At 65.8% G+C, this 22,469-nt stretch carries 19 protein-coding genes and 1 tRNA gene; 7 read left to right on the top strand and 13 right to left on the bottom strand.

Translation table 11 applies throughout. The features are described from left to right. Positions 1-34: 34 nt before the first annotated feature. On the bottom strand, positions 35-2,047 hold the full coding sequence (yoaA, locus tag AC3WQY_RS01135; RefSeq protein ID WP_483414194.1) for a DNA repair helicase YoaA: 2,013 nt from the start codon (positions 2,045-2,047) through the stop codon (positions 35-37). Between the two features lie 3 nt (positions 2,048-2,050). Continuing rightward, the gene (locus tag AC3WQY_RS01130; protein ID WP_285232926.1) at positions 2,051-2,254 is read right to left on the bottom strand and encodes a YdcH family protein; all 204 of its coding nucleotides are present in this window, start codon (positions 2,252-2,254) and stop codon (positions 2,051-2,053) included. A gap of 50 nt (positions 2,255-2,304) precedes the next feature. Here AC3WQY_RS01130 and AC3WQY_RS01125 point away from each other — a divergent pair, with 50 nt between their 5' ends. Beyond that, positions 2,305-3,072, top strand: a complete 768-nt coding sequence (locus AC3WQY_RS01125) for a PP2C family protein-serine/threonine phosphatase (protein WP_285232927.1) — start codon at positions 2,305-2,307, stop codon at positions 3,070-3,072. Positions 3,073-3,078: 6 nt separating this feature from the next. On the opposite strand, the gene AC3WQY_RS01120 is transcribed toward AC3WQY_RS01125, so the two are convergent. From AC3WQY_RS01120 to AC3WQY_RS01100, 5 genes are all read right to left on the bottom strand, one after another. Further along, on the bottom strand, positions 3,079-3,687 hold the full coding sequence (locus AC3WQY_RS01120) for a hypothetical protein (protein WP_492705107.1): 609 nt from the start codon (positions 3,685-3,687) through the stop codon (positions 3,079-3,081). After that, entirely contained in the window at positions 3,684-4,784 is a 1,101-nt protein-coding gene (gene zapE, locus AC3WQY_RS01115) for a cell division protein ZapE (protein ID WP_285232929.1), read from the bottom strand. Before zapE ends, AC3WQY_RS01120 begins: the two co-directional genes overlap by 4 nt. A 70-nt stretch (positions 4,785-4,854) precedes the next feature. Then, the gene (lpdA, locus tag AC3WQY_RS01110; RefSeq protein ID WP_285232930.1) at positions 4,855-6,276 is read right to left on the bottom strand and encodes a dihydrolipoyl dehydrogenase; all 1,422 of its coding nucleotides are present in this window, start codon (positions 6,274-6,276) and stop codon (positions 4,855-4,857) included. 19 nt (positions 6,277-6,295) lie between these two features. Beyond that, positions 6,296-7,543 carry a 2-oxoglutarate dehydrogenase complex dihydrolipoyllysine-residue succinyltransferase gene (gene odhB / locus AC3WQY_RS01105; RefSeq protein ID WP_285232931.1) on the bottom strand — a complete coding sequence of 416 codons (1,248 nt, stop codon included), beginning with the start codon at positions 7,541-7,543 and terminating at the stop codon, positions 6,296-6,298. Between the two features lie 73 nt (positions 7,544-7,616). After that, entirely contained in the window at positions 7,617-10,475 is a 2,859-nt protein-coding gene (locus AC3WQY_RS01100) for a 2-oxoglutarate dehydrogenase E1 component (RefSeq protein WP_492705104.1), read from the bottom strand. Between the two features lie 327 nt (positions 10,476-10,802). Between AC3WQY_RS01100 and AC3WQY_RS01095 the strand changes: the two genes are divergently transcribed. Genes AC3WQY_RS01095 through AC3WQY_RS01085 form a run of 3 tightly spaced genes read left to right on the top strand, consistent with a single transcriptional unit; the run spans position 10,803 to position 13,662 of the window. Beyond that, positions 10,803-11,645, top strand: coding sequence for an isopenicillin N synthase family dioxygenase (locus AC3WQY_RS01095; RefSeq protein WP_492705102.1), 843 nt, complete (start codon positions 10,803-10,805; stop codon positions 11,643-11,645). An 11-nt stretch (positions 11,646-11,656) separates the two neighbouring features. Continuing rightward, positions 11,657-12,025 carry a hypothetical protein gene (locus AC3WQY_RS01090; RefSeq protein ID WP_492705100.1) on the top strand — a complete coding sequence of 123 codons (369 nt, stop codon included), beginning with the start codon at positions 11,657-11,659 and terminating at the stop codon, positions 12,023-12,025. A 59-nt stretch (positions 12,026-12,084) separates the two neighbouring features. Continuing rightward, positions 12,085-13,662 carry an ABC transporter substrate-binding protein gene (locus tag AC3WQY_RS01085; RefSeq protein ID WP_492705098.1) on the top strand — a complete coding sequence of 526 codons (1,578 nt, stop codon included), beginning with the start codon at positions 12,085-12,087 and terminating at the stop codon, positions 13,660-13,662. On the opposite strand, the gene AC3WQY_RS01080 is transcribed toward AC3WQY_RS01085, so the two are convergent. From AC3WQY_RS01080 to AC3WQY_RS01065, 4 genes are all read right to left on the bottom strand, one after another. After that, the gene (locus AC3WQY_RS01080) at positions 13,655-14,608 is read right to left on the bottom strand and encodes an NAD(P)H-dependent flavin oxidoreductase (protein WP_285232935.1); all 954 of its coding nucleotides are present in this window, start codon (positions 14,606-14,608) and stop codon (positions 13,655-13,657) included. The genes AC3WQY_RS01085 and AC3WQY_RS01080 overlap by 8 nt on opposite strands. Before the next feature lie 16 nt (positions 14,609-14,624). Beyond that, positions 14,625-16,415, bottom strand: a complete 1,791-nt coding sequence (locus tag AC3WQY_RS01075; RefSeq protein WP_492705096.1) for an acyl-CoA dehydrogenase — start codon at positions 16,413-16,415, stop codon at positions 14,625-14,627. A 76-nt stretch (positions 16,416-16,491) separates the two neighbouring features. Next, positions 16,492-17,424 (bottom strand): electron transfer flavoprotein subunit alpha/FixB family protein, encoded by a 933-nt coding sequence (locus tag AC3WQY_RS01070; protein ID WP_492705094.1) that lies wholly within the window; start codon positions 17,422-17,424, stop codon positions 16,492-16,494. Position 17,425: 1 nt separating this feature from the next. Further along, positions 17,426-18,175 (bottom strand): electron transfer flavoprotein subunit beta/FixA family protein, encoded by a 750-nt coding sequence (locus AC3WQY_RS01065; protein ID WP_285232938.1) that lies wholly within the window; start codon positions 18,173-18,175, stop codon positions 17,426-17,428. A gap of 167 nt (positions 18,176-18,342) precedes the next feature. On the opposite strand from AC3WQY_RS01065, the gene murI reads away from it, so the two are divergent. Further along, positions 18,343-19,143, top strand: coding sequence for a glutamate racemase (murI, locus tag AC3WQY_RS01060; protein WP_492705092.1), 801 nt, complete (start codon positions 18,343-18,345; stop codon positions 19,141-19,143). Between the two features lie 8 nt (positions 19,144-19,151). On the opposite strand, the gene AC3WQY_RS01055 is transcribed toward murI, so the two are convergent. Then, positions 19,152-19,234: transfer RNA gene (locus AC3WQY_RS01055), tRNA-Leu, on the bottom strand. A 189-nt stretch (positions 19,235-19,423) separates the two neighbouring features. Between AC3WQY_RS01055 and AC3WQY_RS01050 the strand changes: the two genes are divergently transcribed. After that, positions 19,424-20,761 carry a tyrosine-type recombinase/integrase gene (locus tag AC3WQY_RS01050; protein ID WP_492705090.1) on the top strand — a complete coding sequence of 446 codons (1,338 nt, stop codon included), beginning with the start codon at positions 19,424-19,426 and terminating at the stop codon, positions 20,759-20,761. Between the two features lie 180 nt (positions 20,762-20,941). Here the strand turns inward: AC3WQY_RS01050 and AC3WQY_RS01045 are convergent, their stop codons facing one another. Continuing rightward, a complete protein-coding gene (locus tag AC3WQY_RS01045) occupies positions 20,942-21,625 on the bottom strand; it encodes a hypothetical protein (protein WP_492705088.1) in 684 nt (227 codons plus the stop codon). 182 nt (positions 21,626-21,807) lie between these two features. Between AC3WQY_RS01045 and AC3WQY_RS01040 the strand changes: the two genes are divergently transcribed. Beyond that, positions 21,808-22,392: a hypothetical protein gene (locus AC3WQY_RS01040; protein WP_492705086.1), complete on the top strand. Its 585-nt coding sequence runs from the start codon at positions 21,808-21,810 to the stop codon at positions 22,390-22,392. Positions 22,393-22,469: the final 77 nt, after the last annotated feature.

The following is a 22,469-nucleotide window of genomic DNA, read 5'->3' as shown; positions in this document are numbered from 1 at the left end:
CCGGCAACAAGCGCGTGCGGGTCACGCGCTTTTTTTATGCTTCGTCGCGCTGCTCGGCCAGCTGCCGCAACCAGGCCATCGCCTCGGCCTCCTCGGCCAGCTGGCCCATCGGCGGCAAGGCCGCGCGCAGGCGCCGGCCGTAGTTCATGCCCGCCATGCGCGGGTCGCAGACCACCAGCAGGCCGCGATCGCTCTCGGTGCGTATCAGGCGTCCGCCGCCCTGCTTGAGCGCGATCGCCGCTTCGGCGATGAAGTACTCGGCAAAGGCATTGCGGCCCGCCTGCTCCAGGCGCTGCACGCGCGCCTCCACCAGCGGATCGCTAGGCGGGGGAAAGGGCAGCTTGTCGATCAGCACGCATTGCAGATCGTCGCCCGGCACGTCGATGCCCTCCCAGAAACTCGCCGAGCCCACCAGCACGGCGCGCGGGTCGGCCTGGAACTGCTGCAGCAGCAGGCGCTTGGGCGCCGCCCCCTGCACCAGCACGGCGATGCCGTCGCCGCCCTCCTCGAAGCTCTGGCGCAAGGCATCGCCAATCGTCTGCAGTGCGCGCAAGGTGGTGGTGAGCACGAAGCAGCGCCCGCCCAGCGCACGCGCGCAGCGCGCCGCCAGCGCAGCAACCTCCTGCGCATGATCGGGCTCCGAGGGCTTGGGAAAGCGGCGCGGGATGTAGAGGCGCGCATGCTCGGGGTAATTGAAGGGGCTGCCCACGCGCAGCACGGTGGCGTCGTCCAGGCCCGCCGGCTCGGTGAACCAGCTCAAGCGCTCGTCATCGCCCAGGGTGGCCGAGGTGAAGACCCAGGCCTTGGGGGCCGCCTGCAACTGCTCCTGCATGGCCGCGCGAATGTCCAGCGGCGACTCGACCAGGCGCGCCTGGTGCGTGCTCAGATCGATCCAGCGCACCTCGCCGGGCGCGGGCTCGGCCGAGAACAGGCGCGCCAGTTCGCCGAACTGCTGGGCCCGCTCCTGCAAGCGCTTGAAGTCGGGCGACAGCTCCACCACGCTGGCCAGCGCCTCCAGCACCTCGTCCGCCGCGCAGGCCAGCTCAGCCAGGGCGGAGGCAAAGCCGGGCCGGCCGGCACGGTCCTGCCAACGCAGCTTGAGCAGGCCGCGCACCTCGCGCATCGGCCCGGCGCAGGCCAGGCGCAGCTCGCGCGCGGCGCGCTCCAGCGTGGCCTGCAAGGCCTGCCAGTCCTGCAGGCCACGCGCCTGCGCCAGCCCCAGGCCCAGCAGATCGCGCGCAAAGTCGATCAGCTGCGAGGTGCCCAGATTGGTGCCGAGAAACTGCACGCCGGCCTCGGCCAGCTGGTGCGCCTCGTCGAAGATCGCAATGTCGACGCTGGGCAGCAGCTCGGCGACGCCGGTATCACGCAGCGTCATGTCGGCGAAGAAGAGATGGTGGTTCACCACCACCACGTCGGCCTCCATGGCCTCGCGCCGCGCCTTCACGACAAAGCAGGCACGGAACTCCGGGCACTCGCTGCCCAGGCAGTTGTCGCGCGTGGAGCTGACGATGGGGATCACCGGCGAGCGCTCGTCCAGCCCGTCCAGCTCGGCAAAGTCGCCGCTGCGCGTCTGCTGCGCCCAGCGCTCGATGCGCGCCAGCGCCAGCACGGCACGGCGATCGGGCAGCTCGGCGCTGACGCGCGCATGGTTCATGCGGTGCAGGCACAGATAGCTGCCTCGCCCCTTCAGCAAGGCCATGCGCACCGGCACGCCCAGGGCGTCGCACAGGCGCGGCAGGTCGCGCAGAAAGAGCTGATCCTGCAGGCTCTTGGTGGCGGTGCTGATGAGGGCCCGGCCACCCGAGAGCAGGGCCGGCACCAGATAGGCAAAGGTCTTGCCCACGCCCGTGCCCGCCTCCACCACCAGGGTTTCGCGGCGCGCCACGGCGCGCGCCACCGCCTGCGCCATCGCCAGCTGCGGCGCGCGTGGCGCATAGCCGGGGTCAGATCTTGCCAGCGGGCCGCCGGTATCGAAGGCGGCCGCCACCCATTGCTCCAGTTCGGAGGGGGCAAGTTCGGCGGTGAGTTCGGTGTGTGAGTTCAAGCGCTATGCCGGCTCATCGGGATCGCAGGCGATCTCCAGTCGGGTGATCTGGTCTCGCAAGGCCAGGCGGCGCTTTTTCAGGCGGCGCAATTGCAGCTCGTCCAGCGGCAGGGTCTGCGCCACGGCGTCGATCAGGCCATCCAGATCGGCGTGCTCGATGCGCAATTCAATCAGGCGGCGCGACAGAGAGTGAAGTTCTTCATCCATGGGCCGACCGTGCGACGCTTTGAGCATTGATTCGGGATTATAGTTTTCGGATGAGCCGCACTCCCCCTGGCTTTCGCCTGAACGCTGCGACCGGCATCCACCGCGGTGACCGCCTCTATCAACAAGATCAGGTCGAGATCATCAGCCACGGCCGCAGCAGCGGCTGCCTGCTGGCCGTGCTTGCCGACGGCATGGGCGGCAAGAGCGGTGGCCGCAAGGCCGCCGACCAGGTGGTGCTGACGGCCGAGCAGCTGTTCGAGCGCTTTGTTCCCGAGGAAGAGGATGCCGCCGAGCTGCTGCGCCAGATCGCCTCGGAAGCGCATCTGATGATCAAGCTGACCGCCATCTCGGCCGAGGAAGAGCCGCACAGCACGCTGGCGGCCTACCTGATCTGCCCGGACCGGCGCTGCTACTGGCTGCACACCGGCGACTCGCGCATCTACCATTTCCGCGGCCCGAACATGCTCAAGCGCAGCATGGACCAGTCCTATGTGCAGCGCCTGCTGGACGAGGGGCAGATCACCGAGGCCGAGGCGGCCGTGCACCCGCAGTCCAATCTGCTGACCGGCTGCCTGGGCACCGTCACCGATCCCGTGCCCACCGAGGATTTCATCGAGCGCCTGGAAGTGGGCGACAGCCTGATCTCCTGCAGCGACGGCCTCTGGCACTACTTCAACCCGCGCGAGCTTGGCACCGTGCTGCACAGCCTGCCGCCGCGCGAAGCCGCCGAGCTGCTGATCAGCAAGGCCCGCCAGCGCGCGCGTGGCGGTGGCGACAACCTCTCGCTCGCCATCGTGCGGGTGGAAGCGCTGGGCTGAGGCGGCTCAGCGCCCGGTCGCGCTGGCCGGCATGGGCGGCAGCGCCGCAATCGCCGACGCGGCCGGCACCGGCAAGGGCGCACCCGAGGCCTTTTTCGCGGCGCGCTCGGCCACGCGCTTCTGCACCAGGGCCTGGTGGTCGCGCAGGCGCTGCTGTCTCAGCATGGCCTGCTCGCGCTGCTGTTGCGCCGCCTGCTCGGCCTGCGCATCGCGGGCCTTGAGCTGGCGCGCGTGCGTTTCCGGATTGGCGCGGGTGGGGCGCGGCGCCGAGGCCGGCGCCGAGGCAGGCTCGCTCTGGAAGCCCAACACCGCCTCGGTGCGTTTGCGCCCCTCCTCCGCGGCCGCCTCCTGCTGCTTGAGCAGGACGCGCTCGCGCTGCTCCTGCGCCTGCTGGGCGCGCGCGGCCGCGGCCTCGCGCCGCTCGCGCTCCAGCAAGGGCTGCAGGGCCTGCTGGCGCCGCTGGCGCGCCGCGTCGCGGCAGGCCGTCACCGCAAAGCGCTCGGCACAGGCCTTCAGCTCGCCCTGGTATCTGGCCTCGATGGCCTCACGACCGAGCTCGCCCTGGCTCCAGGCCAGGGACGGCAAGCACAGCAGGGCCAGCAACGCGCGCTTCATGTCAGCGAAGTATCCACCTCGCGCCGCTCCAGCGAGAGGTATTCCTGCGACTGCATTTCCTGCAGGCGCGAGATGGTGCGCGGGAACTCGTGCGCCAGCGGACCCTCGGTATAGAGCTGCTCCGGCGGCACGGCGGCCGAGATGATGAGCTTGCAGCGGCGGTCGTAGAGCACGTCCACCAGCCAGGTGAAGCGGCGTGCCTCGCTGGCCAGGCGCGGTGGCATCTCGGGCACATTGGCCAGGATCACGGTGTGGAACTGCGTCGCCAGCTCCAGGTAGTCGTTCTGCGAGCGCGGTCCGCCGCACAGCGTGCGGAAGTCGAACCACACCACGCCGCCGGCGCGCCGCACCGCGCGCAACTCGCGGTGCTCGATGTGCAGCAGCGGATCCTCGTCGCGCGCCTCGGCCAGCGATTCGAAGGCGCGGTTCAGCGCCGCGTCAGCCGACTCGTCGAGCGGGCAGTGGTAGAGCTCCACAAGCTCCAGCGAGCGCCGACGGTAGTCGGTGCCGTTGTCGACATTGATGACCTCCAGCTTCTCCTTCAGCAGCGCGATCGCGGGCAGGATGCGGTCGCGGTGCAGGCCGTTGGGATAGAGGCCGTCGGGATGGAAGTTGGAGGTGGTGACGATGGAGACGCGGTGCTTGAACATCGAGTCCAGCAGGCGGTGCAGAATCATCGCGTCGGTGACGTCGGCCACGTGGAACTCGTCGAAGCAGATCAGGCGGAAGCGCTTGGCGATGCGCTTGCCCAGCTCCTCCAGCGGATCGGCGATGCCCTTCAGATCCTGCAGCTCGCGGTGCACCTCGCGCATGAACTCGTGGAAGTGCAGGCGGGTCTTGCGCGTCAGCGGCACGGCCTGGAAGAAGCAATCCATCAAGAAGCTCTTGCCCCGCCCCACCCCGCCGTACATATAGACGCCGCGCGGCAGCGGCGGCCGCACCAGCAGCTTGGTGACGGCATTGCCGCGGCGCGCCTTGTAGTCGGCCCATTCGTCCTGGCAACGCTGCAGCGCCGCCACCGCGCGCAGCTGCGCCGGGTCGGCGCTGTAGCCGCGCTCGCTCAGAGTCTGCTTGTAAAGCTCGGTGACCGAGGTCATTCAGATTCCCAATGAAAAGGGGCGACCCGCGCCGCCCCCTTTTTCTTTCTTCTCTTGCTTCACGCAGGCATCAGAAGTTGAGCGTGCGCTTGTCGATGGCGAGTGCCGCTTCCTTAGTCGCCTCGCTCAGGCTCGGGTGCGCATGGCAGATGCGTGCGATGTCCTCGGCCGAAGCCTTGAACTCCATCGCCACCACGGCTTCCGAGATCAGCTCGGAGGCGAAGGGGCCGATGATGTGCACGCCCAGGATCTCGTCGGTCTTGGCATCGGCCAGGAACTTGACGAAGCCTTGCGTATCGCCCAGCGCGCGCGCACGGCCATTGGCCAGGAAGGGGAACTGGCCAGCCTTGTAGGCCACGCCGTCCGCCTTCAGCTGCTGCTCGGTGCGGCCCACCCAGGCGATCTCGGGGCTGGTGTAGATGACCCAGGGGATGGTGTTGAAGTTGACATGGCCATGCTGGCCGGCGATGCGCTCGGCCACCGCCACGCCTTCTTCCTCGGCCTTGTGCGCCAGCATCGGGCCACGCACCACGTCGCCGACCGCCCAGACATTCGGCAGGTTGGTCTTGCACTCGTCGTCCACCACGATGGCGCCGCGCTCGTCCAGCTTCAGGCCCACGGCCTCGGGGTTCAGGCCGATGGTGTTGGGCACGCGGCCGATCGAGACGATCAGCTTGTCCACCGCCAGGCTCTGCTCGGCGCCCTTGGCGTCGGTGTAGGCCACCGTCACACCGTCCTTGGCCGTCTTGACCTCGGTGATCTTCACGCCCAGCTCGATCTTCAGGCCCTGCTTCTTGAACAGCTTGGCGGCCTCCTTGGCCACGGACTCGTCGACCGCGCCGAGGAAGGTCGGCAGACCCTCCAGCACGGTGACTTCCGCACCCAGGCGGCGCCACACCGAACCCATTTCCAGGCCGATCACGCCGGAGCCGATCACGCCCAGCTTCTTGGGCACGGCCGGGATGCGCAGCGCGCCGTCGTTGGAGAGGATGTTCTCCTCATCGAACGGAGCGCCGGGCAACTGACGCGCATTCGAGCCGGTAGCCAGGATCACATGCTTGGCAAGAATCACTTCCTCGCCGGCCTTGACCTCATAGAGGCCATCCTTGGCCGCCACGAAGGAGCCACGGCCGTGGAAGAACGTGACCTTGTTCTTCTTGAACAGGTAAAGGATGCCGTCGTTGTTCTGCTTCACGACGGTGTCCTTGCGGCCGATCATTTTGGCGATGTCGATGCGCACGTTGTCCGCCGCGATGCCGTGGTCGGCAAAGTGATGGTTGGCGTGCTCGAAATGCTCGCTGGACTGCAGCAGCGCCTTGGAGGGGATGCAGCCGACATTGGTGCAGGTGCCGCCGGGTGCCGGACCGCCCTTGTCGTTCTTCCACTCGTCGATGCAGGCCGCATTGAAGCCCAGCTGGGCGGCGCGGATGGCGGCGATGTAGCCGCCGGGGCCGCCGCCGATGACGACGACGTCGAATTGCTTGGTGCTCATGTCTGTGCGCGTCCTTGGCTTAGATGTCGAACAGCAGACGGGCCGGATCTTCCAGCGCTTCCTTCATGGTCACCAGACCCAGCACGGCCTCGCGGCCGTCGATGATGCGGTGGTCATAGGACATGGCCAGATAGTTGATCGGGCGCACCACCACTTGGCCGTTCTCGACCACGGCGCGGTCCTTGGTGGCGTGCACGCCCAGGATGGCCGACTGAGGCGGGTTGATGATGGGGGTCGACAGCATGGAACCGAAGGTGCCGCCGTTGGAGATCGAGAAGGTGCCGCCGGTCAGGTCGTCCAGCGAGATCTTGCCTTCCTTGGCCTTCTGGCCGAACTCGGCAATCTTCTTCTCGATGTCGGCAAAGCTGAGCTGGTCGGCATTGCGGATGATGGGCACCACCAGGCCGCGCGGCGAGCCGACGGCGATGCCGATGTCGAAGTAGCCGTGGTAGACGATGTCATTGCCGTCCACCGAGGCGTTCAGCACCGGGTACTTCTTCAGCGCGGCCACGGCGGCCTTGACGAAGAAGCTCATGAAGCCCAGCTTGACGCCATGCTCCTTCTCGAACTTCTCCTGGAACTTCTTGCGCATCTCCATCACCGGCGCCATGTTCACTTCGTTGAACGTAGTGAGGATGGCGTTGGTGGATTGCGACTGCAGCAGACGCTCGGCCACGCGGGCGCGCAGACGCGTCATCGGCACGCGCTGTTCGGGGCGGTCGCCCAGGTTCTGCGCGATCGGTGCAGCGACCGAAGGCAGCGGCTTGGCGACGGCGGGCGCGGCGGCCACGGCCACCGGAGCAGCCACTGCGGCCGGCTTGGCCGACGCGGCCAGGGCATCGCCCTTGGTCACGCGGCCATCCTTGCCGGAGCCGGCGACGTCGGTGGCTGCCAGGCCCTTCTCGGCCAGGATCTTGGCGGCGGCGGGCATGGCCACATCACCCTTGGAGGCAGCCGTAGCGGCCACGGGAGCGGCTGCAGCAGCAGCCGGCACGGCAGCGGGTGCTGCCACGGCGCCGGCCTTGCCTTCGCTGTCGATGCGGGCAATGACTTCCTCGCTGACGACGCTGGAGCCGTCGGCCTTGACGATCTCGGCCATCACGCCGGCCGAGGGTGCGGGCACTTCCAGCACCACCTTGTCGGTTTCGATCTCAACCAGGATTTCGTCGATGGCGACGGCCTCGCCGGGCTTCTTCTTCCAGTTCAGCAGCGTGCCTTCGGCCACGGATTCAGACAGCTGGGGGACTTTGACTTCTACGATTGCCATGATGGTTCTTTCGATTCTGTGCAGCATCAGACGCGGCGCCCCGGCCGTCCGGCCATGGGGCGCGTGCGTTCACTTACTTGGTCAGGATGAAGCCCTTGAGCTTGCCGAAGGCCTGGTCCAGCAGCGCCTTCTGCTGCTCCTGGTGCAGGTGGGCATAGCCCACGGCCGGTGAGGCCGAGGCGGGGCGGCCGGCGTAGCCGAGCTTCTGGCCATCCACCATGTTTTCGTGCACATAGTGCTGCACGAAGAACCAGGAGCCCTGGTTCTGCGGCTCGTCCTGGCACCACACGATCTCGCTCACGCCGGGGTACTTCTTCATCTCGGCGGCGAAGGCCTTGTGCGGGAAGGGATAGAGCTGCTCGACGCGGATGATGGCCACGTCGCTGGCCTTCTTCTCGGCACGCGCCTTCACCAGGTCGTAATAGACCTTGCCCGAGCAGGCGATCACGCGCTTGACCTTGTCCGCGGCAATCGTGGCATCGCGCTCACCGATCACGGTCTTGAACTCACCCTTGGTGAATTCGGACAGCGGCGAGGTAGCGTCCTTGTTACGCAGCAGCGACTTGGGCGTCATGATGATGAGCGGCTTGCGGAACATGCGCAGCTGCTGGCGACGCAGCAGGTGGAAGATCTGCGAGGCCGAGGTCGGCTGCACCACCTGCATATTGTTGTCGGCAGCCAGCTGCATGAAGCGCTCCAGGCGCGCCGAGCTGTGCTCGGGGCCCTGGCCCTCGTAGCCGTGCGGCAGCATCAGGGTCAGGCCGTTGGAGCGGCCCCACTTCACTTCGCCGGAGGCGATGAACTGGTCGATCACCACCTGCGCGCCGTTGACGAAGTCGCCGAACTGGGCTTCCCAGATCGTCAGCGTCACCGGATCGGCCGAGGCGTAGCCGTACTCGAAGCCCAGCACGGCCTCTTCCGACAGCAGCGAGTCGATCACGACGAAGGGCGCCTGGCCCTCGGCCACGTTCTGCAGCGGCACATAGGTGCCGATGTCCCACTTCTCGCGGTTCTGGTCGTGCAGCACGGCATGGCGGTGCACGAAGGTGCCGCGGCCGCAGTCCTCGCCCGACAGGCGCACCGGATAGCCCGAGGCCACCAGCGAGGCGAAGGCCATGTGCTCGCCCATGCCCCAGTCCACATTGATCTCGCCACGGCCCATCGCGGCGCGGTCGGCGATGACCTTCTCCACCAGCGGGTGGACCTTGAAGGTGTTGGGGACGGTGGTGATCTTCTCGGCCAGGCGCTTGAACTCGGCCACCGGCAGCGCGGTGTCGCAAGAGTCGGTCCACTTCTTGCCGAGGTAGGGCGACCAGTCGGTGGCGTACTTGCTCTTGAAGTTGGTCAGCACCGGATCGATGGTGTGACGGCCCTCGTCCATGGCGGCGCGGAAGGCCTTGGACATATTGTCCGGGCCATCGGCGGGCAGCACGCCCTGGGCGATCAGCTTGTCGCCATAGAGCTTGCGGGTGCCGGGATGCTGGGCGATCTTCTTGTACATCAGCGGCTGGGTCAGCGCCGGCGTGTCCTGCTCGTTGTGGCCCAGCTTGCGGAAGCAGATGATGTCGACCACCACGTCCTTCTTGAACTGCTGGCGGTATTCCAGCGCCAGCTGGGTGCACAGCACCACGGCTTCCGGATCATCGCCATTCACGTGCAGCACCGGCGCCTCGATCATCTTGACGACGTCGGAGCAGTACAGCGTCGAACGGGTGTCGCGCGGGTCGCTGGTGGTGAAGCCGATCTGGTTGTTGATGACCAGATGCACCGTGCCGCCGGTGTAGTAGCCGCGGGTCTGGGCCAGCGCCAGCGTTTCCATCACCACGCCCTGGCCGGCAAAGGCGGCGTCGCCGTGCACCAGCACGGGCAGCACTTGCGCGCCTTCCTTGTCACCGCGACGGTCCATGCGGGCCTTCACCGAACCTTCGACCACCGGATTCACGATTTCCAGGTGCGAGGGGTTGAAGGCGAGCGAGAGGTGCACCGGGCCGCCGGGGCTGGTGACGTCGCTGGAAAAGCCCTGGTGGTACTTGACGTCGCCGGCGGGCAGATCTTCGGGGGCCTTGTGCTCGAACTCGGCGAACAGGTCCTTGGGCATCTTGCCCAGCGTGTTCACCAGCACGTTCAGGCGGCCGCGGTGGGCCATGCCGATGACGATCTCCTGCACGCCCTTTTCGCCGCCGCGCTGCACCAGCTCGTCCATCGAGGCGATGAAGCTCTCGCCACCTTCCAGCGAGAAACGCTTCTGGCCCACGTACTTGGTGTGGAGGTAGCGCTCCAGGCCTTCGGCCGCGGTCAGGCGATCGAGGATGTGCTTCTTCTTCTCGGGCGTGAAGCTGGGCTTGGAGCGGATCGATTCCAGCCGCTCCTGCCACCAGCGCTTCTCGGCCGGATCGGTGATGTGCATGTACTCGGCACCGACCGAGCCGCAATAGGTCTCGCGCAAGGCCTGCACGATCTCGCGCAGGGTCATGCTCTCGGCCTTGGAGAAATAGGTGTTCGTGGCGCTGAACGAGATGTCCATATCGGACTCGGTCAGGTCGTAGAACGAGGGTTCCAGCTCCGGGATGCGCGGGCGCTCGGTGCGCTGCAGCGGATCCAGGTCGGCCCAGCGCGAGCCCAGGAAGCGGTAGGCGGCAATCAGCGACTGCACATGCACCTGCTTGCGGGCCACAGCGAGGTCGCTGCCGGAGGCCTTGTTGCCGAAGGCATTGGCCTTGGCACGCTGGGCAAAGGATTCGATCACGGGCGCATGGGCCACGTCGCGTGCGTCGCTGCCATCGGTGGCAGGCACATGCTGGAGGGCGTCGAAGTAGGCGCGCCAGTTGTCAGGCACGGAGCCCGGGTTGTCGAGGTAGGCCTCGTACATCTCTTCGACGTAGGGCGCATTGCCCCCGAACAGGTACGAATTCGACCTGTATTGCTGCATCATTTCGCTCACCTTTCACCCCGGTATCCAGGACGTTGGCTGGTTAACAAACCTTCCGCGACACGGCTCGACCGGTTGGCGGATTGCGACCCGCCTTCACTGTTGCCAGAAAAGGGGACGGGAAGGACCTCAAGTCTCAAGGGTCGGACTGTAGCACTCCTGTCATACCCGACCAAAGCACAAATTGGCAGACCGGCCAAGCTGTCGGGTATCCGCACTTTCCCGCAGCCGGCCCGCCATTGGGCTCAAATTTCTTACGCGTTGGTAAACTTCCGCCCGCGCCAGCCCCGCGATTGAATGGCTGCGCGACGGGACAGATCAGGAGATCCCATGCAAGTTCGAGTCGTCGATTACCGTGCCGCGGATGCGGCCGAGCAATTCACCCGCTCCCTGCACGAAACCGGCTTCGGTGTGCTGGTCAACCACCCGATACCGCAGGCCCTGGTGGAGAAGATCTACGCCGACTGGCTAGCCTTCTTCAACGGCGAGGACAAGCATGGCTTCGCGTTCTCCAAGGAGACCCAGGACGGCTACTTCTCCACCGCCATCTCCGAGACCGCCAAGGGCGCGACGCAGAAGGACATCAAGGAGTACTTCCACATCTATCCCTGGGGTCGCATTCCCGAGCGCCTGCGCGCCGACGCGATGCGTTACTACGAGGTGGCGAACGGCCTGGCGGCCGAGCTGCTGTCCTGGGTCGAGCGCCACACGCCGCCGGAGATCGCCAAGAGCTACAGCGAGCCGCTCTCCAACATGATCAAGGACAGCACCCACACCCTGCTGCGCGTGCTGCGCTACCCGCCCCTCACCGGCCAGGAGCCCGCCGGCTCGCTGCGCGCCGCGGCCCATGGCGACATCAATCTGCTGACCATCCTGCCGGCCGCCAACGAACCCGGCCTGCAGGTGCAGGACATGAACGGCAACTGGGTGGACGTGCCCTGCGATTTCGGCATGCTCATCATCAACATCGGCGACATGCTGCAGGAGGCCTCGCAGGGCTATTACCCCTCCACCCAGCATCGCGTGGTCAACCCCACGGGCGAAGGCGCCACCAAGAGCCGTGTCTCGCTGCCGCTGTTCCTGCACCCGCGCAACGACGTGGTGCTGTCGGAGCGCTACACCGCGCACAGCTATCTGGAGGAGCGGCTGCGCGAGTTGGGCGTCAAGACCTGACCCCAAGCAGCATGGGCGGCGTGCAGCATCGCATCATCCATATCGAGGCCGCCGCGCCGCCCAAGCCGGCGCTGGGTGAACCCTGCAACGGCTGCGGCATCTGCTGCCTGGCCGAGCCCTGCCCCGTGGGCGTGCTGGTGAGCCGGCGCCGCCACGGGGCCTGCAAGGCGCTGCAATGGTCCGCTGCGCTCAAGCAATACCGCTGCGGCATGCTGGAAGCCCCGCTCGTGCAGCTGGGCCTGGCCCGGTTTCCGGGCGGACGCCCGCGCCGCCTGCTCGAGCGCGGCCTGCGCGCCTGGTGCCGCCGCATGATCGCCGCCGGCATCGGCTGCGACGCCGAGATCGAGCCCGCGGGGCCCGAGCACCCGGGCAAGCCATAGGTAGGCGGCCAGCGGCCCGCCGCTAGCATGGGTCGCACCGCCACCCCGGAGCAACCCACATGATTAGCAAGCCCCTCAGACTCGCGGCCCTGTCCCTGGCCCTGAGCTGGGCCACGCTCAGCCCCGCCGCCAGCCTGCGCTGGGCCGCGCAGAACGACATCCTCACGCTGGACCCGCATTCGCAGAACCATGCCACCACCCTGGCCGTGCTGATGCATGCCTACGAGGGTCTGACGCGCTACAACGCCAACCATGAGGTGGAACCGGCACTGGCCACCAAGTGGAGCTACATCTCGCCCACCCAGGTGCGCTTCGAGCTGCGCCGCGGCGTCAAGTTCCATGACGGCACGCCGTTCACGGCCGATGACGTGGTGTTCACCTTCGGCCGCATCCGCCAGCCCCAGGGCACCATGCAGATCTACGTGGCCGGCATCAAGGAGATCAGGAAGGTCGACGACTACACCGTGGACCTGATGCTCGAAGGCCCCAACCCCATCCTGCTGCGCAACATCGTCGACTTCCGCATCATGAGCAAGGCCTGGGCCGAGAAGAACAAGTCCACCAATGTGCAGGACTACAAGGCCAAGGAAGACAACTACGCCTCGCGCAATGTGATGGGCACGGGGCCTTACAAGATCACGGCCTGGCAGCCGGATCAGAAGATCAGCATGCTGGCCAACCCCGACTGGTGGGACGCCAAGCGCGCCAGCAACATCACCGAGCTGAGCTACCTGCCCATCAAGTCCGACCCCACCCGCGTGGCCGCCCTGCTGTCGGGGGATGTGGACCTGCTCACCGACCTGCCGACGCAGGACGTGGCACGACTCAAGGCCGACCCCAAGCTCAAGGTCGTCGAGGGGCCCGAGGTGCGCACCATCTTCCTGGCCATGGACCAGGGCAGCGATGAGCTCAAGGGCTCGAACATCAAGGGCAAGAACCCCTTCAAGGACAAGCGCGTGCGCGAGGCGCTGAGCCTGGCGGTGGACCGCGAGGCGATCAAGCGCGCCACCATGCGCGGGCTGTCGATTCCGGCCGGCATCATGGTGGCGCCGGGCGTGAACGGCAACACGCCGGATATCGACGTGCCGCTCAAGCACGATGTCGAGCGCGCCAAGAAGCTGCTGGCCGAGGCCGGCTATGGCTCAGGCATGGAGCTGCAACTGAACTGCCCCAACAACCGCTACGTCAACGATGAGGAGATCTGCCAGGCGGTGGCGGCGATGTGGGCGCGCGTGGGCGTGAAGGCGAATCTGCTGGCGGCCCCGATGGCCCAGCACAGCCTGACGTTCCAGCGCTTCGAGGCGCCGCTCTACATGCTGGGCTGGGGCGTGGCGACCTATGACGCGCAGTTCACGCTGCAGGCCATCGCGCACACCAAGACCACGGGCGCCGACGGCAACTTCAACTTCGCCAAGCTCAGCGACGCCAAGCTGGACCAGCTGATCGACGCGATGAAGACCGAGACCGACGTGCCCAAACGCAACGCCATGATCCGCGAGGCCTTGCTGCGCGTGCGCGACGAGCATTTCTTCATCCCCCTGCACCACCAGATGCGCCCCTGGGCGATGAAGGCGAACGTCGAGACCCTGCACCGGTCGGACGACCGGCCAGAGGCTCGCTTCACCAATATCAAATAGCCAGGCGCTGGCGGGCCGCCTGGTACTCCCTGCCCAGGCGCTCCACCAGCACGCGGGCCGGCACCACCTCGTTGATCGCGCCGATGCCCTGGCCGCAACCCCAGATGTCCTTCCAGGCTTTCTTGGCATCACCGCCGAAGTTCATCTTGCTGGGGTCCGACTCCGGCAAGGCATCTGGGTCCATGCCGGCATTGACGATGGAGCCGCGCAGATAGTTGCCGTGCACGCCGGTGAAGAGGTTGCTGTAGACGATGTCGTCGCTGCTGCTCTGCACGATCATCTGCTTGTAGGCCTCGGCCGCGCGCGCCTCCTCGGTGGCGATGAAGGCCGAGCCGATGTAGGCGAAGTCGGCGCCCATGGCCTGGGCGGCCAGCACCGCATCGCCACTCGCGATGGAGCCCGAGAGCGCCACCGGGCCGTCGAACCAGGCACGGATTTCCTGGATCAGGGCGAAGGGGCTCTTCACCCCCGCATGGCCGCCGGCACCGGCCGCCACCGCGATCAGGCCATCGGCGCCCTTCTCGATCGCCTTCTTGGCGAACTTGTTGTTGATGATGTCGTGCAGCACCACGCCACCCCAGGCATGCACGGCCGCATTGACGTCCTCGCGCGCACCCAGCGAGGTGATGATGATGGGCACCTTGTACTTGGCGCACAGCGCCATGTCGTGCTCCAGCCGGTCATTGCTCTTGTGCACGATCTGGTTGATCGCAAAGGGCGCGGCCGGCTTGTCGGGATTGGCCTTGTTGTAGGCCGCCAGCTCGGTGGTGATCTCGTTGAGCCACTCGTCCAGCACTTCGGCCGGGCGCGCGTTCAGGGCGGGCATCGACCCCACCACACCGGCCTTGCACTGCGCGATCACCAGCTTGGGGTTGCTGATGATGAAGAGCGGCGAACCGATGATGGGCAGGGGCAGGTTTTGCAGCACGGGAGGCAACACGCTCATGTCTTGGCGCCTCCGCTCAGAACGAGTCCAGTGCCAGCGCGGTGACGCTGTCGGCGCCCTCCACGATGGCATCGCGCAGGCCGCCGGCACGCGTGAGAATGTGCTCGGCATAGAAGCGCGCGGTGGCGATCTTGGCCGTCATGAAGGCGCTGTCCTCGCCAGCAGCGAGCTTGTCTTCGGCCACCATGAGCGCACGCGCCAGCTGCCAGCCGGCCACCACATTGCCCGCCAGCATCAGATAGGGCACCGAGCCGGCGAAGGCCGCATTCATGCTGGCCTTGCCCTGGCCGGCGATGAATTCGGCCGAGGCCACCAGCGCCTCGCGCCCCTGTGCCAGGCGCTTGCACATCGCCGCGGCCGCGGCGCTCGAGCGCTTGGCCAGTTCGGCCTCGGTGGCGGCGATTTGCGCGGCCACCGCCTTGACCATCTGCCCGCCATCGCGCAGGGTCTTGCGACCCACCAGATCGTTCGCCTGGATGGCGGTGGTGCCCTCGTAGATGGTGAGGATCTTGGCATCGCGGTAGTACTGGGCCGCGCCGGTCTCCTCGATGAAACCCATGCCGCCATGCACCTGCACGCCCAGGTCGGTGACCTCCAGGCTCATCTCGGTGCTGTAGCCCTTCACCAGCGGCACCATGAACTCGTAGAAGGCCTGGTTCTGCTTGCGCGTCTCGGCGTCCGGATGGTGGTGCGCGGCATCGTAGGCGGCTGCGGCCACCAGGCTCATCGCACGGCAGCCCTCGGTGAGCGAGCGCATCGTCATCAGCATGCGGCGCACGTCGGGGTGGTGGATGATGGCGGCACTGCCGGCCACCGAACCGTCCACCGGGCGCGACTGCACGCGGTCGCGCGCATAGCTCACCGCCTTCTGGTAGGCCCGCTCGGCCACCGCGATGCCCTGCACGCCGACGCCGAAGCGGGCCGCGTTCATCATGATGAACATGTACTCGAGGCCGCGGTTCTCCTGGCCCACCAGATAGCCGATGGCGCCGCCATGGTCGCCAAACTGCAGCACCGCGGTGGGGCTGGCCTTGATGCCCATCTTGTGCTCGATGGAGACGCAGTGCGCGTCATTGCGCGCGCCCAGCGAGCCGTCGGCGTTCACCATGAACTTGGGCACGATGAAGAGGCTGATGCCCTTCACACCCTCGGGCGCGCCCTGCACGCGGGCCAGCACCAGATGCACGATGTTCTCGGACATATCGTGCTCGCCATAGGTGATGAAGATCTTGGTGCCGAAGATCTTGTAGCTGCCATCGGGCTGCGGCTCGGCGCGCGTGCGCACCAGCGCAAGATCTGACCCCGCCTGCGGCTCGGTCAGATTCATGGTGCCGGTCCAGCTGCCATCGATCAGCTTGGGGATGTAGGTGGCGCGCTGTTCGTCGCTGCCTGCCGTCAGCAAGGCCTCGATGGCGCCATCGGTCAGCAGCGGGCAGAGCGCAAAGCTCATGTTCGCGCTGTTGATCATTTCGCCGCAGGCCGCGCCAATCGTCTTGGGCAGGCCCTGGCCGCCGAACTCGGGCGGGTGCTGCAGGCCCTGCCAGCCGCCCTCGGCGAACTGCTTGAAGGCCTCCTTGAAGCCGGGCGTGGTGAACACCTGGCCGTCCTTCCAGTAGCTGGGGTTCTTGTCGCCTTCGAAGTTCAGCGGGGCGATCACGTCCTCGTTGAGTTTGGCGCATTCTTCCAGCACCGCCTGGGCGGTATCGATACCGTAGTCGGCGAACTGGGGAATGGCGGTGAGGGACTCCAGGCCGGCCAGCTCCTTCATGTTGAAGAGCATGTCCTTGACGGGGGCGCGGTAAGTCATTGTCTTGTCTCCAGAGAAACGAAGGGCGCCGCGACCGTGAAGTCGGGCGCCCTGCAGGCTGATCAATAGGCGGGAATCAGAGCGCGGCGACGAGTTCGGGCACGGCCGTGAACAGGTCGGCCTCGAGCCCATAGTCGGCCACCGAGAAGATCGGTGCCTCGGCATCCTTGTTGATCGCGACGATCACCTTGGAGTCCTTCATGCCGGCCAGATGCTGGATCGCGCCGCTGATGCCGCAGGCGATGTAGAGCTGGGGCGCGACGATCTTGCCGGTCTGGCCGACTTGCCAGTCGTTGGGCGCATAGCCGGCATCCACTGCGGCGCGCGAGGCGCCCAGGGCGGCACCCAGCTTGTCGGCCAAGGGGGTCAGCACTTCATTGAACTTGTCGCTGGAACCCAGGGCACGGCCGCCGGAGACGATGATCTTGGCGGCGGTCAGCTCGGGGCGATCGCTCTTGGTGACCTCGCGGCCGACGAACGTGCTCTTGCCGCTGTCGGCGGCAGCGGCAACCGTTTCGACGGCGGCGCTGCCACCGCTGGCGGCGGCGGCGTCAAAGCCGGTGGTGCGCACCGTCAGCACCTTGATGGCGTCAGCGGATTGCACGGTGGCGATGGCGTTGCCGGCGTAGATCGGGCGCTCGAAGGTGTCGGCGCTGATGACCTTGGTCACGTCGCTGAGTTGCGCCACGTCCAGCAAGGCAGCGACGCGCGGCGCCACGTTCTTGCCCGAGGCGGTGGCGGGGAACAGGATGTGGCTGTGGCCGGCAGCCACGGCCAGCACTTGCGCGGCCAGGTTCTCGGCCAGGCCATCGGCCAGATGCGCGGCGTCGGCGTGCAGCACCTTGGCGACGCCCGCGATCTGCGCGGCAGCGGCGGCGGCGGAGGCGGCGTTGTGGCCGGCCACCAGCACATGCACCTCGGCGCCCGTGGCCAGCGCGGCGGTCACGGTGTTGAGCGTGGCGCCCTTGATGTGGGCGTTGTCGTGTTCAGCAATTACCAGAGCAGTCATCTCAGATCACCTTCGCTTCATTCTTCAACTTGTTCACCAGGGTCGCCACATCCGGCACCTTGATGCCGGCGCTGCGCTTGGGCGGCTCTTCGACCTTGAGGGTCTTGATGCGCGGCGCCACGTCCACACCCAGATCGGCGGGCTTGACCACGTCGAGCTGCTTCTTCTTGGCCTTCATGATGTTGGGCAGCGTGACATAACGCGGCTCGTTCAGGCGCAGGTCGCTGGTCACCACGGCCGGCAGCGTCAGGCTCACCGTTTCCAGGCCGCCGTCCACCTCGCGGGTCACGGCCACCTTGCCGTCGGCCACTTCCACCTTGGAGGCGAAGGTGCCCTGGGGCATGCCGGTCAGCGCGGCCAGCATCTGGCCGGTCTGGTTGCAGTCGTCATCGATGGCCTGTTTGCCCAGGATCACCAGCTGGGGCTGCTCCTTGTCGACCAGGGCCTTGAGGATCTTGGCCACTGCCAGGGGCTGCAGCTCGGCATCGGTCTCGACCAGGATGGCGCGATCGGCGCCGATGGCCATCGCGGTGCGCAGGGTTTCCTGGCATTGGGTGACACCGCAGGAGACGGCGATCACCTCGGTGACCACGCCCTTTTCCTTCAGGCGCACGGCCTCTTCGACGGCAATTTCGTCAAAGGGGTTCATGGACATCTTGACGTTGGCGATATCCACGCCGGTGCCGTCGCTCTTGACGCGCACCTTGACGTTGTAGTCGACGACTCGTTTGACGGGAACCAATACCTTCATCTCAGCACTCCAAGGCGAATTGACGTTAACGTTAATCAGGATTCTACGGGGGTCTGAGCGTCCGCCCGAGTCATCCAGATGTCTGAGCCGCAAATAAAACGAACGATCGTGCTATTTTAGAGACGAGTTCAGCCCTTGCGTGGCTTCGTTTTAGACTGCGCCCCCTGATGAGCAAAACCAACACGCCCTTCATCGGCGTCTTTGATTCGGGCCTCGGCGGCCTTACCGTGCTGAAGGCCGTGCATGCCGCCCTGCCGGGCGTGGCGCTGCGCTATGTGGCCGACTCGGGCTACGCGCCCTATGGCGGGCGCGGCGCCGACTACATCATCGACCGCAGCTTGGCCGTGGCCGGACACTTGCTGAGCCTGGGCGCGCAGATGCTGGTGGTGGCGTGCAACACCGCCACCGTACACGCCGTGGAGGCCCTGCGCGCGCGCTGGCCGCAGATACCCATCGTCGCCATCGAGCCCGGCATCAAACCCGCCGTTGCGGCCACGACCAACGGCCGGGTGGGCGTGCTGGCCACGGTCGCAACCCTGGCCAGCGGCCGCTACCAGGCCTTGTTGCAGAGCCATGCCGGCGAGGTACTGGTGTTCAGCCAGCCCTGCCCCGGGCTTGTCGACCAGATCGAGACGGGACAACTGGAGCGCCCGGAACTGCTCGCTCTGATCGAACGCTATTGCGCACCGCTGCGCGAGGCCCGGGTGGACACGGTCTTGCTGGGCTGCACGCACTATCCCTTTGTGCAGCCCGCGATCCAGGCCGCGCTGGGGCCGCAGGTCAGACTGCTGAACATCGAAGCGGCCGTGGCCAAGCAGGCCAAGCGTCTATGGGACGGTGCCAGCCTGCCCAGCGGCAGCGCCGAACCTGACATCGCACTCAGCACCACCGGCGAGCTCGCACCCTTGCAGCGCCTGGGGCGTCTGGCCCTCGGTGGAGACTTCCCAGCGCAACGCGCGAGCATCTGAGCCAAGCATGGTGCCCAGGACGGGAATCGAACCCGTACGCCCCTCACGAGGCGGCGGATTTTAAGTCCGCTGCGTTAGAGCTCCGCCTGGCCCCGAAAATGCGCTAACTACGCGCTGCCAAAGATGATTTTCCCTGGGAACGGACTGTACCGCATCTTGTTCGTGAACTGTGCCACGAACCACTTTCCATAAAAAATGCGGGAAAATTGCGGGAAATTTAAAGCCCGCTCGGAACGAAGCACGCATGCCAGCCCGCCGCCCGAACAAACCCTGGTCAACGATGACACAAGTCTGGCCGCTTCTCAAGAAGACCGGACCGCACATTGACCCTGGGATGCCCAACTTCGGCATCCGTGTCTCCCCCAAAAGCAAGTGTGTCTGGTGGTGCCGGTACAGCGAGAGCGTGGGCGGCGCACGCAAAGAGGCCTCGAAGACGTTGGGACGGGTGCAGCCTGAGGGTGGTGTTCTTGCTGATGGCGTACGCATCCTTGACCTAGACCAGGCGCACGAAGCAGCCCGGGAGTGGCTTGCCGAACAGAAAGACCCCATCTACGCCGCACAGAAAGCAGCAGAACGTGCGGCAGCCAAGGCAAAGCCGCTGACGCTTGAAGAGGGCTTCGAGGAGTTCCTGCGCATGCGCCGCACCAAACGCGGGGGGCCGCTGGCTAGCCGCACGGTAGAAAGCTATCGCAAGACATTCAACACGCACTTGATGGCCGCTGCGGATTGGCCGCTTTTGAGCACGTCGGTCCAAAAATGGACGGGATTGCTATCAAGCATTGCCGGCAAGTCGAAATCACGAGCGATGGAAGCCATGGCCATCGTGTCGGGCATATATAACTACTACGACGGCCTGGAACTGCCGGGCCTGACGCGCAATCCCATCGAAAAGGTGCGGAAGCAGCGCTTGTTCCAACCGCCGCCCAAACGCACCAAACATGCGAGAGCAGTTGAACTGCAGCGGCTGATGACAAACATCTATGCGCTGCGTGACCCTGCGAGCCGGGATTTGCTGCTGGCGTACACACTCGGGGGCTTGCGAAAGAGCGCTGGCATGCGTCTGCGGCGGAGCATCCTTGACCTCGAGGAGGGCATCATCCACGTACCAGCGGGTGAACCTGGCTGGAAGGGCTGGCACGGCCGCTACCCGCTCAACTCCCAGCTGTTCGGCATTCTCAAGGCGCGTGCTGCGTCACTGCCAGAGGAACAGGATTGGCTGTTTCCGCCTAGGCATGGCAAGCAGGAACACCGGGTGGACGTCCGTGGCAGTCTGGAGAATGCGTCGGAGGGACTGGATGAGGTTCTCATATCGCACGACTTGCGTCGCACGTTTGGCACCGTCTGCGACATCGTCTACCCCGGCCACCTTGTCATCGCTGGCGCATTGTTGACCCACAAATGGGCCATCCCGGAGCGTCCTGAAATCGGTATCACGGTGGGCTACCAGCAGCGCGCTATCGAAGAACTGCGGCACGCAAGCGAGACAGTCTGCAATGCCATCCTGGAGATTGCAGGGATGCTGCCCATGACCGATGCCACTGCCGCAGCACTCAAGTACCGTGGCATCGACCCGGAGAAGCTTCAACTGGATGACATGCCCGACGACGACGACGAGTGATTTTCGGCGCCGGTACAACCCCACCTATCTGCACGGCGGCCGCCCGCACCAACACCAAAATCCGGCGCAGGTGGGCCAGAAGCGCAGGAATGACGGCACCCTCAAGCACAGTTGAGGTCAAGCCCCGAGAGTTCTTCTCTCACCCGCCGCCAATTGGAAAGCCCCCGAAGGGGCTTGGAATTAGTGTTGAGCGAAATGCGCATCCTTCCGTCGACCCGCTGACCGGTTCGACCACTGGCGCCCGCTGAGCTTCGCGGCCTCCCGCCGCAACCCCTCATCGGTTGCCTTGAATCCTTCAAGGGTCCCTTTCTGGGCGACGGCCATGCATGTCTTCGTGACATCGCGCAGGATGCTCTCGACCTCGCGGGCGTCGTCCAATGCGGCGCCATCTGACTTGGACCACATCTCGGTGAACTGGTCGGCGGCGAACCTGGCGTCTTCACCCCGCTTACCTTGCTCGCGCCGTAGCTGAACCACCGCGTGAGCACATTCGGCTGCTTCGGGGTCCATGCCGAGCGCGACGGCCAGCCGGACATAAAGCCCCGCCCAATCTCCGTCCCGTACGTCGAGCACCTGGTCGTAGACCACAGCGCAGGCCGCCGCCACGGGCTGCACCTCCCGCACGGACTTAAACATCTCCTGCACCTTGCGCATCAGCCGTTCTCGGACCAAGCCATTGCGGCTGCGACGAACCGTGGCCGGTGTGAACAACTGCTCGTAGGCAGAGGTCATCAATGCCACCTGGTCCCGCGTCAGCCCGCAGTCGAGCTTGTGAAGCAAGCGAGCCATATCTGTCGTGGAGAACAGTTCGAGCGCGCCCTTGGTCGCATTTGGCGAAAAACGCCCGTCAGTTCCTATTGCCATGTCTTTCCTCTTCTGAAGTGGTTTCCTTGAATCTGCACGGAGTTCCGTGCGGCATCTTGTGTAGGTAACGACAAGGCAAGGACCTCAAGGCCGCCCAGACGTTTCAACGTTGAAATCGCACCGCTCATGGCTGTTCTCGCGTCGTGGCCACGCGTGCGCTGAAGGGGTCCCCGGGGGCAGAGATGTTTAAAGCCCACTACCTAGACCAAGTGGACGCCATCGGCGTCAGCCCCAAGGGCTTCAACAACGAAAGGAACGATGAAATGGAACACCAACCGCACGTAACAGCCGCAAGTCAACAGCACGGCGTTGAATGCCCAAGCGCATCCAACGAGTCGGAAGGGTTTTCACCTGCGCCCTCGGAGCAATCGCTACCGCGCAGCATGGCGCAGTGCAGTCAACGCGTCCTGGGGCCGAGCACAAAAGTCGCCGCTCGGCGTTACTCTGAACTGGTAGACGCCGAACTTGCGAACCTTGCTGGCTATTTGACCGAGCGAGAACTGCGGACCATTCTCAGCACAACGCCATCGCCCACATGGAATTGGCAAGTTGGCATGACCTTGGCGGGTGCAGTGGCCGACACCTACGGCATCGACAGTCTGGACGACGACGCTCCGATGAGCGGGCTGGTACGAAAGCTCGCCAAGCTGACGCTGACGCAGAACTTGGCCTTGGTGGATATCTGCGAGGGATTCTGGAAATACAGCGCCCGGCAACCGCAGTCCCTGCAAGAATTTGCCGCCGATTGTGGGCTAACGCTCGCATAGCGATGCGTGCCGGCAGGGCTTCGCCGTCCTGGCCGCGCCATTTTCAACGTTGAAATCTTGCTGCCGCAGTGCCCTGG

This window comes from Roseateles sp. FW301-B2 (assembly GCF_058788955.1).
Note: the sequence above shows the minus strand (reverse complement) of the source record. Positions and strands in the feature narration are given on the sequence as shown.

Bases quoted from the DNA above. Each gene is read 5' to 3' on its own strand.
- AC3WQY_RS01130 (WP_285232926.1), bottom strand. From the start codon at position 2,254: ATGGATGAAGAACTTCACTCTCTGTCGCGCCGCCTGATTGAATTGCGC.
- AC3WQY_RS01125 (WP_285232927.1), top strand. From the start codon at position 2,305: ATGAGCCGCACTCCCCCTGGCTTTCGCCTGAACGCTGCGACCGGCATC.
- AC3WQY_RS01120 (WP_492705107.1), bottom strand. From the start codon at position 3,687: ATGAAGCGCGCGTTGCTGGCCCTGCTGTGCTTGCCGTCCCTGGCCTGG.
- zapE (WP_285232929.1), bottom strand. From the start codon at position 4,784: ATGACCTCGGTCACCGAGCTTTACAAGCAGACTCTGAGCGAGCGCGGC.
- lpdA (WP_285232930.1), bottom strand. From the start codon at position 6,276: ATGAGCACCAAGCAATTCGACGTCGTCGTCATCGGCGGCGGCCCCGGC.
- odhB (WP_285232931.1), bottom strand. From the start codon at position 7,543: ATGGCAATCGTAGAAGTCAAAGTCCCCCAGCTGTCTGAATCCGTGGCC.
- AC3WQY_RS01100 (WP_492705104.1), bottom strand. From the start codon at position 10,475: ATGATGCAGCAATACAGGTCGAATTCGTACCTGTTCGGGGGCAATGCG.
- AC3WQY_RS01095 (WP_492705102.1), top strand. From the start codon at position 10,803: ATGCAAGTTCGAGTCGTCGATTACCGTGCCGCGGATGCGGCCGAGCAA.
- AC3WQY_RS01090 (WP_492705100.1), top strand. From the start codon at position 11,657: ATGGGCGGCGTGCAGCATCGCATCATCCATATCGAGGCCGCCGCGCCG.
- AC3WQY_RS01085 (WP_492705098.1), top strand. From the start codon at position 12,085: ATGATTAGCAAGCCCCTCAGACTCGCGGCCCTGTCCCTGGCCCTGAGC.
- AC3WQY_RS01080 (WP_285232935.1), bottom strand. From the start codon at position 14,608: ATGAGCGTGTTGCCTCCCGTGCTGCAAAACCTGCCCCTGCCCATCATC.
- AC3WQY_RS01075 (WP_492705096.1), bottom strand. From the start codon at position 16,415: ATGACTTACCGCGCCCCCGTCAAGGACATGCTCTTCAACATGAAGGAG.
- AC3WQY_RS01070 (WP_492705094.1), bottom strand. From the start codon at position 17,424: ATGACTGCTCTGGTAATTGCTGAACACGACAACGCCCACATCAAGGGC.
- AC3WQY_RS01065 (WP_285232938.1), bottom strand. From the start codon at position 18,175: ATGAAGGTATTGGTTCCCGTCAAACGAGTCGTCGACTACAACGTCAAG.
- murI (WP_492705092.1), top strand. From the start codon at position 18,343: ATGAGCAAAACCAACACGCCCTTCATCGGCGTCTTTGATTCGGGCCTC.
- AC3WQY_RS01050 (WP_492705090.1), top strand. From the start codon at position 19,424: ATGACACAAGTCTGGCCGCTTCTCAAGAAGACCGGACCGCACATTGAC.
- AC3WQY_RS01045 (WP_492705088.1), bottom strand. From the start codon at position 21,625: ATGGCAATAGGAACTGACGGGCGTTTTTCGCCAAATGCGACCAAGGGC.
- AC3WQY_RS01040 (WP_492705086.1), top strand. From the start codon at position 21,808: ATGTTTAAAGCCCACTACCTAGACCAAGTGGACGCCATCGGCGTCAGC.